Source organism: Steroidobacter sp. (assembly GCF_016790065.1).
Classification (GTDB): Bacteria; Pseudomonadota; Gammaproteobacteria; order Steroidobacterales; family Steroidobacteraceae; genus Steroidobacter.
In genome coordinates this window covers 1-9,197 of record NZ_JAEUPY010000226.1, presented here as the reverse complement: position 1 = coordinate 9,197, position 9,197 = coordinate 1, and the positions used below count along the sequence as shown (strand labels likewise).

At 60.3% G+C, this 9,197-nt stretch carries 5 protein-coding genes; 4 read left to right on the top strand and 1 reads right to left on the bottom strand.

Features of this window, described 5'->3' with window-relative positions:
- A partial coding sequence (locus tag JNL55_RS09710; protein WP_293852456.1) for a DUF5063 domain-containing protein occupies window positions 1-572 on the top strand: 572 nt, incomplete at its 5' end.
- 226 nt (window positions 573-798) lie between these two features.
- Here JNL55_RS09710 and JNL55_RS09705 read toward each other — a convergent pair.
- Entirely contained in the window at window positions 799-1,782 is a 984-nt protein-coding gene (locus tag JNL55_RS09705) for a CsgG/HfaB family protein (RefSeq protein WP_293852454.1), read from the bottom strand.
- A gap of 287 nt (window positions 1,783-2,069) precedes the next feature.
- Here JNL55_RS09705 and JNL55_RS09700 point away from each other — a divergent pair, with 287 nt between their 5' ends.
- The 3 genes from JNL55_RS09700 (at window position 2,070) to JNL55_RS09690 (ending at window position 9,150) form a co-directional block, all read left to right on the top strand.
- Entirely contained in the window at window positions 2,070-2,516 is a 447-nt protein-coding gene (locus JNL55_RS09700; RefSeq protein WP_293852452.1) for a hypothetical protein, read from the top strand.
- A 367-nt stretch (window positions 2,517-2,883) separates the two neighbouring features.
- On the top strand, window positions 2,884-7,539 hold the full coding sequence (gltB, locus tag JNL55_RS09695; RefSeq protein WP_293852450.1) for a glutamate synthase large subunit: 4,656 nt from the start codon (window positions 2,884-2,886) through the stop codon (window positions 7,537-7,539).
- Window positions 7,540-7,665: 126 nt separating this feature from the next.
- Complete coding sequence (locus JNL55_RS09690) at window positions 7,666-9,150, top strand: glutamate synthase subunit beta (RefSeq protein ID WP_293852448.1); 1,485 nt, start codon at window positions 7,666-7,668, stop codon at window positions 9,148-9,150.
- Window positions 9,151-9,197: the final 47 nt, after the last annotated feature.

The window sequence follows — 9,197 nt, the reverse complement described above, 5'->3', positions numbered from 1 at the left end:
CCCAACGAGTACATGCGTGCGACGTGCGAAGGCGCGCACGCATGATGGATGGCGTTATGCATGAAGACATCGACGAGAACACGATAGATCGCTTTGCAATGGAAGCACGCGCCTTCTGCACATGGGCTAGAGGCGACGATGGAGTCGTGCTGGACGTCCGATCTGCGCTTGTGAGAGTGGTAGCGTTATACAACGCTGCGATTTTACTTCCCCATCCGTGGAATGAACGCCTTAGCTCCGAGTTGGCGGAAGCGGAGACACCTAAGGCCGAACTCGAGCTGGTGCTGCGCCGAGCTAGCGCCCTACCACTACAGTTCTATTCTGAGATTTTCGATCCGTTCGAGAGGTCACCGGAACCCGTAACGGGCCATATCACTGATGATATTGGCGATATTTACTCTGACGTAGCCAGAGGGCTTGTTCTCTACGAACGAGGCCAACACGATGAGGCACTATGGGAATGGGGCTTCAACCTGAAAATACATTGGGGAGCGCACGCGACAGGAGCTATACGAGCACTGCATGCCTACCTGGCCCAGGAAAAACCCGATGGCCTGGCGAGAAGTACATAACAACGGTATTAAGCCCGCACCTTTGCTCGCGGCTTATGCACGGTGGTCGACTTCGAAAAGGAAATCGTCATAACACTCGAAGAACGAATCGCGAAGACGCACCTATCCCAAACTGGGAAGTTATGGTCGTGTTTCAACGATCGATCAAATAAACAAAAAGGCCGAGCAAGACTCCCATCTCGCCCGGCCCTCGATCTCTAAATCTTCCGTATCGCGCGAGCCGAACTCAGCGCGTCACCAAAACCTTCTTAACCCACCCGCCGCCATTGCTGGACTCGACCTTCAGGTACCCGTCCTTCTCTTCGCCCATGAAGATCATCTCTTCACCCTTGCTCAGAGTCGCGACGGTCTTGGCGGAGTCGCTCGGCGAGGCTTGCACTTTCAGGTTGCCGAGTTTCGGCACGATGGTGTCGCCTTCGTTGAACACGGCGCCGCCCTTGGTCTTCTTGGCGGCCTCTTCGGCGAGCGTACCGACATCGCGCTGCAGGCTGGGCTGACTGCGAACCGAGCGCACGATGTTGTTGTAGTTGTCGGCGAGGCTGGCGGCGATCACTTTGCCTTCGTTGGTCTTGGTGTAGCCACCGAGAGCGCCGGCGGCGCTGCTGCCGAACAAGGCGCCGCCCAGGTTGAGGTCGGCTTTCTTCGAGTTGCCTTCAGCGGAAGCGACCTGAACGCCCGAGCGCGCATCGGTCACGAGCATGCTGGTCTGAGCTTCTTTGAATTTCAGACCGCCGGCCACGGCGCCGAGCGCGCGGCCTTTGGAGCCAGGAAGCAAACCGCCGAGTGCGCCGCCGATGCCGCCTGAATCGTTCTCAGAAAACACCACAGCAGGAGTGAGCACGAAATCGGCGCTGACCATCTGGCCGCCGCCCATGTTCGAATTCTGGCGCAGTTCGCCGGACTCTTGCAGCGCGCGCTCTTGCATCATGTTCTGCATGCCGATGCCGCGCTCCACGACGATGAAGCAGTTGGACTGCTGAACCATCATGCGGATCAATCCAGTAGGAGACTGCAGGCCGTAACGCGAGAGGGACTGCGACACATAGTCCTGCGGCTCGACGACGGCGAGCGCGCCCATGGGCTTGTCACAATGCTCGATGCCGTCCTGAGCGCTCGCGGCCAGCGGCAAACCCAAGAACAACGCCGCGGCGATGGCAGCACGCACGCTCAGCGTCTTCACCCCTGAAACCTGGGTCGATACGGACTTCATATGATCTCTCCCAACGACGGATGAGCAAGCAGGCGCACGAACCGCGCCGACGGTGCGAAATACTTGATTTAAAGCCAGTTTAGGCCGCCGGTCGGCACCGCTCGCGATCTGAGCACGCGGCCTGGGGGCGGTCAAGCGGACAGCTCCCAATCCGCAACGCGGATACCGGTTCGCGGCGCGACCGGCCCACAGCGTTGCCCCAGCCAGCGGCACTCCAGCATAGTCCACGCATGATTCCAGTCGGATGGCTGGCTGGAAATGCAACTTCAGTACATTGCCGCGTGCCCATGCCTATTCGCGCCCTTGCACCCTTCATATTCGTCGCCCTGGCTTTACTGGCCGCGTGCGGTGACGGCAATTCGCCCGAGCAACAAGTGCGGGCCGTCATCGAGCAGATGGAGCTGGCCGCCGAGAATCGCGATGTAGGTGACCTCACTGCGCACCTCTCCGAGGAGTATCGAGACTCGAACGGCCTGGGGCCGGCCGAAGTCGCGCGTTATCTACACGGCTACTTCATCGCCAACCAATCGATTCATTTGCTGACGCGGGTCGAAGAAATCTCATTCCCGATCGATGGCGAAGCGCGCGCGCAAGTGCTGGTCGGGATGCTCGGGCGCGAAGCAGCGGCGACTAATAGCTGGGACCTCGCCGCCGACCTGCATACATTCAAAATCGCCCTGCGACGCGAAGATGGCGCCTGGAAAGTGAGCTTCCTGGAGGTCGTACGCAAATAGCGAAGGCAGCACTTGTCTTTCGCGTCGCATTGACGCAGGGGCCTGCCTCTGTAATATGGCTGGCATTCCTTCGGGTTGTATTCAACGCGCTTGTCCGCGCGCGGGGCCCTGGCCGGCCTAACGCATTGCCGACTCTCGCGAATCAGCCCTACTGAATCAATGATTTAGACCGAGGATCGTGGTGACTGATGCCACTGATCCACGCCGCGCGCCGCGGCGACGGTCCCGCGCCGGGCCTTCACCTGGGATGCAGCAACGCCGCTGCCCGTCCCTCGAATGGTCCGATGTGCGGCCCTGACCATGCCCGTCGCTTACAGCGCGGCAGGGTCAGAACCGATTTTCCCGACGATGGTAACGGTAGGCCAACATGACAAACGGCACTGAAGGGGCCTCCAGCGGCGAGGTTGCGAATCAGGTTCTTCTGACAGGTAGAACCACCCGCCCGGAGAAACAGGGTCTGTACGACCCCGCTTTCGAGCACGACGCCTGTGGCGTCGGCTTTGTCGTAGATATTAAAGGCCGAAAATCGCACAAGATTCTGCAGCAGGGCCTGCAGGTCCTGACCAATCTGGATCATCGCGGCGCGTGTGGCGCTGAGACCAACACTGGTGACGGCGCGGGCGTGCTGTTGCAGATGCCGCACCAGTTCCTGGTGACGGTCGCAAAGAAATCGCGCATCGAATTGCCTGAGCCGGAGCACTACGGCTGCGGCATCGTGTTTCTGCCGCGCAATCCCACACTGCGTCGACGTATCGAAGAGCGCTTCGAACAGATCGTGCAGTCGGAAGGCCAAACGGTGCTGGGTTGGCGCACGGTGCCGACCAACAATTCTTCGCTGGGTGATACCGCGAAGTCGTGCGAACCGTATATGCGGCAGGTGTTTGTCGCTCGTAATCCGGAGCTGCCGGATGCGTTGGCGTTCGAGCGCAAGTTGTATGTGATCCGGAAGCGCGCTTATACCGAGATCCGCACTTCGACGATGGAAGGTGCGGCATCTTGGTATGTTGCCAGCCTCTCCTACAAGACGCTTGTCTACAAGGGCATGCTTCTTACCGAACAGCTCGGTCCTTATTTCCCGGATCTGCAGGATCCGAGCATGGAGACGGCCATCGCGCTGGTGCACTCCCGTTTCAGCACCAACACGTTCCCGAGCTGGGATCGCGCCCACCCGTATCGCTACGTCGCTCATAACGGCGAAATCAACACCGTGCGCGGCAACGCGAACTGGATGCACGCTCGAGAAGCGCTGTTCCAGTCCGAAGCGTTCGGCGACGACATGGAACAGATCCTGCCGATCATCAACCCGAACGGCAGCGACTCGGCGATGTTCGATAACACCCTGGAATTGCTGGTGCTGGCCGGCCGCTCGTTGCCGCACGCCATGATGATGATGATTCCCGAGCCTTGGTCGAATCATCAGAACATGGAAGACAGCAAGCGCGCCTTCTATCAGTACCACTCGTCGTTGATGGAGCCTTGGGACGGCCCGGCCGCCATCGCGTTCACCGACGGCAAGGCGATCGGAGCGGTGCTCGACCGCAACGGTCTACGTCCGTCACGTTATTACGTGACCAAGGACGACTTGGTCGTCATGGCCTCGGAAGCCGGCGTGCTCGACATCGCTCCAGAAAACATTCTGCTCAAGGGCCGTTTACAGCCCGGCCGCATGTTCCTGGTGGACACCGAGCAAGGTCGCATCGTCGAAGACGAAGAGATCAAGAAGGCTGTCACCACCGAGCGTCCGTATCGGCAGTGGCTGAACGACCATCTGGTGCACGTCAACGATTTGCCGCCTGCGCCCGAAGTGCCGGCACCGGATCACGACACGCTGCTGCAACGTCAGATCGCATTCGGCTACACGTTCGAAGACGAGCGCATCATCCTGGCGCCTATGGCCCAGAGCGGTGTCGAAGCCGTGGGCTCGATGGGCAACGACACGCCGCTCGCGGTGCTGTCCAACAAGCCGCGCCTGCTGTACGACTATTTCAAGCAGCTGTTCGCGCAGGTCACCAATCCGCCCATCGACAGTATTCGCGAAGAGATCATCACTTCCGCGGAAACGCGCTTGGGTTCGGAAGGCAACCTGCTGAACCCGCAGCCGGCCGATTGTCGCCGTCTCGAATTGAAGTGGCCCATCGTCACCAACGAAGAGTTCGCCAAACTCCGTCGCATGGATTTGCCGGGCTTGCGCGTCGGCGTGCTGCCGAGCCTGTTCCGCGTGACCCGCGGCGAAAAGGGCTTGGTGAAGTCGATGGAAGAAATTCGGCTGATGGCTCGCCGCATGATCGAGGAAGAGGAAGTGAACGTCCTCATCCTCAGCGATCGCGGTGTAAACAAGGAGTTCGCGCCCATCCCGGCGCTGCTCGCCGTCGCCGGCCTGCATCACTATTTGATTCGTGAAGGTCTGCGCACGCGCGTCAGCCTCGTGATCGAAACCGGTGAAGCTCGCGAGGTACATCACTTCGCGCTGCTGATCGGCTATGGCGTGAGTGCGATCAATCCATACGTGGCCTTCGAGACCATCGACGGCATGATCCGCGACGAACGCCTGGTCAACATCGACCACAAGTCCGCCTGCAAAAATCTGGTGAAGGCCGCCACCAAGGGCATCATCAAGGTGATGGCCAAGATGGGCATCTCCGCCATCCAAAGCTATCGCGGCGCTCAGGTGTTCGAAGCGGTCGGTCTGCGTCAGGACGTGATCGACGAATACTTCACTTGGACGGCATCGCGTGTCGGCGGCATCGGCATGGACGTGATCGCGCAGGAAGTGTTGGTGCGCCATCGCGCTGCGTTCCCAGAGCGTCCGACCGATCGGCACACGTTGCCGGTGGGCGGCCAGTATCAGTGGCGTGCGGACGGCGAATATCACCTGTTCAATCCCGAGTCCATCCATCGGCTGCAGAAGTCCGTGCGCAACGGCAACTTCAACCAGTTCAAGGAATACTCGAAGCTGGTCAACGAGCAGGCAGCCAATCTCTGCACGCTGCGCGGCCTGCTGGACTTCAAGTTCGGCGACGCTGTGCCGCTCGAGGAAGTCGAGCCGGTCGAAGCCATCATGAAGCGCTTCAAGACGGGCGCGATGTCGTACGGCTCGATCAGCTCGGAAGCGCACGAAACGCTGGCGATTGCCATGAACCGCATCGGCGGCAAGAGCAACACCGGCGAAGGTGGCGAAGATCCGGCGCGCTTCAAGCCGATGGCCAATGGCGATTCCAAGAACTCGGCGATCAAACAAGTCGCGTCGGGCCGCTTCGGTGTGACCAGCGAATACCTGGTCAGCGCCAACGAGATCCAGATCAAAATGGCGCAAGGCGCGAAGCCGGGTGAAGGCGGTCAGCTGCCTGGCACCAAGGTGTATCCGTGGATCGCGAAGACGCGGCACACGACAGCGGGCGTCGGTTTGATTTCGCCGCCACCGCACCATGACATCTACTCCATCGAAGATTTGGCGGAGCTGATTCATGACTTGAAGAATGCGAACCGTCGCGCTCGCATCAGCGTCAAGTTGGTGGCCGAAGTGGGCGTCGGCACAGTCGCAGCTGGCGTCGCTAAGGCGCACGCAGACGTTGTGCTGGTCAGCGGTCACGACGGTGGCACGGGTGCGTCTCCGCAAACGTCGCTGGCTCATGCCGGTCTGCCGTGGGAGCTCGGCCTCGCCGAGACTCACCAGACGTTGGTGATGAACAATCTGCGCAGCCGTATCGCTGTCGAAACCGACGGTCAGTTGAAGACGGGCCGTGACGTGATCGTCGCCGCTCTGCTCGGCGCCGAAGAGTACGGCTTCGCGACGGCGCCGCTGGTTGCGACGGGCTGCATCATGATGCGCGTGTGTCACTTGAACACCTGCCCAGCCGGCATCGCGACTCAGGATCCGCGACTGCGCGAGAAGTTCGCGGGCAAGCCGGAGCACGTCGTCAATTTCATGCGCTTCATCGCCATGGAAATGCGCGAGCTCATGGCGCAGCTCGGCTTCCGCAGCATCGAAGAAATGATCGGTCGCGTCGATCGGTTGGAGCCGCGCAAGGCCGTGAGTCATTGGAAAGCCAAGGGCCTGGACTTCAGCAACCTGCTGTACCAGCCGGATTCCGGCGAAGGCTCGCCGCGCTTCAAGCAGATGGAACAGGATCACGGCCTCGAGAAGTCGCTCGACGTGACTCAGCTGCTGGATATCTGCGAACCCGCCATCGAACGTGGCGAGAAGGTCGTGGCGGAACTGGCGATTCGTAACGTGAATCGCGTGGTCGGCACCATCACCGGCAGCGAGATCACTCGCAAGTACGGTGCTGTCGGCTTGCCTGAAGACAAGATCCAGATCCGCTTCAAAGGATCCGCGGGTCAAAGCTTGGGCGCGTTCCTACCGCGTGGCATGACCTTCTTCTTGGAAGGCGATGCCAACGACTATGTCGGCAAGGGTTTGTCGGGCGGCAAGCTGATTCTGTATCCGCCAGCCGGCTCGACGTTCAAGTCGTACGAGAACATCATCATCGGCAACGTTGCGCTGTATGGCGCGACCAGCGGTGAGGCATACATCGGCGGCATGGCTGGCGAGCGCTTCTGCGTTCGTAACAGTGGCGTGCACGCTGTCGTCGAAGCGGTAGGCGATCACGGCTGCGAATACATGACCGGCGGTCGTGTCATCGTACTTGGACCCGCCGGCCGTAACTTCGGTGCCGGCATGTCGGGTGGTGTCGCGTATGTGCTGGATGAGCACGGCGACTTCCACACCAAGGTCAACAAAGAGATGGTCGATGTTGGCCCGCTGTCGGAGCCGGAAGAAATTGCCGCGGTTGGCGCGATGATCGAGCGTCACTACGGCTACACCAAGAGCGCCCGCGCTCGGCAGGTGCTGGATAACTGGAATGAGTTCGTGAAGAAGTTCGTTCGTGTGCTGCCGCGTGACTACAGCCGCATGCTGGCCTGTATCGCACGCGCTCACGAACAAGGCCTCACAGGCGACGATGCCATCATGGTGGCGTTCGAAGAGAACGCGAAAGATACGGCTCGCGTGGGAGGCAACTGATGAAGAAGCGAGTGTTAGCGGCAGGCAAACGCGTGATTACCCGAAAACGGGGCGACGCGCGCGCGCCTGGGATGATCCGTCCATAGCCTTTCATCAGTCATTTAGCTAAGAGCCAAACAATTCGCCATGGGTAAGCCAACAGGATTTATCGAGTATCTACGCGAGCTGCCGGTCGATCGCACCCCGCAGGAGCGCGTCAAGGATTGGAAAGAATTCCATCACCATATGGAAGACAAGCGGCTACGCAATCAAGCCGCTCGCTGCAGGGATTGCGGCGTGCCGTTCTGTCACACCGGCAAATTGATCAGCGGCATGGCCTCGGGCTGCCCGGTGAACAATGTGATTCCGGAATGGAACGATCTGGTCTATCGCGGGCTGTGGCGCGAAGCGCTCGACCGTCTGCACATGACCAACAACTTCCCTGAGTTCACCGGCCGCGTGTGCCCGGCGCCTTGCGAAGGTTCGTGCGTGCTCGGCATCAACAATCCGCCGGTCACCATCAAGACCATCGAGAACTCCATCGTCGATCGCGGTTGGGATGAAGGCTGGGTGCTGCCCGAGCCTCCCAAGACTCGCACCGGCAAGCGCGTTGCCGTCATCGGTTCCGGCCCTGCCGGGTTGGCTGCTGCCGCTCAGTTGAATAAGGCTGGTCACAGCGTGACGGTGCTCGAACGTGCCGATCGCCCGGGCGGTCTGCTCATGTACGGCATTCCGAACATGAAGCTGGACAAGAAGGAAGTCGTCGAGCGTCGATTGAAGTTGATGGAACAGGAAGGCATCAAGTTCATCTGCAACGCCAACGTTGGCGACAACGTCGAACCGCAGTTGCTGCGCAAAGATTTCGACGCCATCGTGATTGCGACCGGCGCGACTCAGCCTCGCGACCTGCCCGTCGAAGGCCGCGCGTTGAAGAACGTGCACTTCGCGATGGAATATCTCACTGCTAGCACGCAGTCGCTTTTGAATGGCGGCGCCGATCATTCTCCGATCCACGCTCGCGGCAAGGATGTGCTGGTCATCGGCGGTGGGGACACCGGCACTGACTGCGTCGGCACTGCCGTGCGCCACGGTTGCAAGTCCGTCACTCAGCTCGAAATCATGGCGCAACCGCCCATGGATCGCGCTGTCGATAATCCTTGGCCGGAGTGGCCCAAGGTTTACAAGATGGACTACGGCCAGGAAGAAGCCGCCGCCAAGTTCGGCGGCGACCCGCGCACGTATCTCACCACGGTGAAGCGCTTCAACGCCGACGCTGACGGCGCGGTGAAGGAAGTCGTGACTGTGCAGATCACGTGGGAGAAGAACGACAAGGGTGGTTTCGTACCCGCCGAAGTCGCCGGCACTGAGAAGGTGTATCCCGCTCAGCTCGTGCTGCTCGCCATGGGCTTCCTTGGTCCTGAGCAGATGCTACTGAAAGATCTCGCCGTCGAAACCGATGCTCGTAGCAACGTGAAAGCCGATCACGGCCAATTCACCACCAGCCTCAAAGGCGTCTTCGCCGCCGGCGACTGCCGTCGCGGTCAGAGCTTGATCGTGTGGGCGATCAATGAAGGCCGGGGTGCGGCGAGGGAATGCGATCGGTACTTGATGGGGACGACCGAGCTTCCCTGATCTTTTGATCTAGCGAGGGGATCGGTTGGCGATCCCCTCCACTCCTC

What these genes read in the sequence shown, in the direction of transcription:
- JNL55_RS09705 (WP_293852454.1), bottom strand. Translation starts at nt 1,782, where the DNA reads ATGAAGTCCGTATCGACCCAGGTTTCAGGGGTGAAGACGCTGAGCGTG.
- JNL55_RS09700 (WP_293852452.1), top strand. Translation starts at nt 2,070, where the DNA reads ATGCCTATTCGCGCCCTTGCACCCTTCATATTCGTCGCCCTGGCTTTA.
- gltB (WP_293852450.1), top strand. Translation starts at nt 2,884, where the DNA reads ATGACAAACGGCACTGAAGGGGCCTCCAGCGGCGAGGTTGCGAATCAG.
- JNL55_RS09690 (WP_293852448.1), top strand. Translation starts at nt 7,666, where the DNA reads ATGGGTAAGCCAACAGGATTTATCGAGTATCTACGCGAGCTGCCGGTC.